The organism is Carnobacterium sp. (assembly GCF_040274425.1).
Genome location: NZ_JBEMBC010000181.1, coordinates 1 through 1,087, shown reverse-complemented (window position 1 = coordinate 1,087; position 1,087 = coordinate 1). Strand labels below are relative to the sequence as shown.

1 pseudogene is annotated in these 1,087 nt (G+C 26.0%); it reads left to right on the top strand.

Features of this window, described 5'->3' with window-relative positions:
• Positions 1-832: 832 nt before the first annotated feature.
• Positions 833-1,087, top strand: a pseudogene (locus ABS911_RS15150) (AI-2E family transporter); the annotation flags it as partial.

The window sequence follows — 1,087 nt, the reverse complement described above, 5'->3', positions numbered from 1 at the left end:
TAAAATTGAGCATATTAAACAACGTAAATAAGTTATCCTTAATAATTTGAGTATTTGTCTTAGTAACTTTTGTTGTATATTGATTAGTTTGTCCCTGACTACCACGTATTTCTACCTCTTGGCGACTTAAACCTTTTAATTTTTCGTTTGGCAAACTGCCCATAATAAAAATAACCCCTTATATATTTTGAACTAATCTAATGTTAGATTTATGTCCTTTTAGCAGTATACCTGAAAACATTTATATGGTGCAAACTGTTAACAACGTCTGTTACGGTGTCTGTAATTTGAATAATCAATCATTAACAATAAGTAACAGAAAATAAAAAACAAGAATCAAAAGCAGTAAAAACAAAGAAATACCTAGACTATTAGTATCAAATAATTGCATCATGTATTATAATAAATCGATAATTTGAGTATCAACTAGTAGTACCAAGATTTATTTTGAAGTGCTAGTATCTGACTAAAAACACCACAATCTTAGTGAATGAAAACTCTACTCTTTTTTCTACTTTCAAGATTAAAGAACTTTTTAAAAAAATCACAGATACACTCTAAATTTATAACTCAAATAAACTATGAACTATTCAAACTAGTTTGTACCATTTTTGTTATCTAAATAAATAAATGTAGGTTTAGCTTTTAACATCTATGTTATTATGAAGTTAGCAATTATTTTATATAAGATAAGCAAATAAAAAGAATGTTTATTCTACTAATGTTCAATTTTTTCATTTTTGATTGCTTCTAATTTTTTTATAAGACCCTATATTACTTGGATAAAACTGTACAAATATATTAAACAAACTGACTTAAAAAGGAGATTTCCATGCATTATTTTAAACATTCTAAACTATTTTTATGGACCATTTGGCTTTTAGCCTTAGTCCTCATTATTTACTTTTCAACTCAAATCAGCTTTGTTTTTCAGCCAATAATTGTTTTATTTTCGACACTTTTCATTCCAATTCTAAGTGCAGGATTTTTATTTTACTTATTAAATCCAATAATCAGTGTCATGCAAAAATTAAAAATCCAACGTAGTTACGCTATTATCTTAGTCATGGTTTTTTTTCTTGGTGTA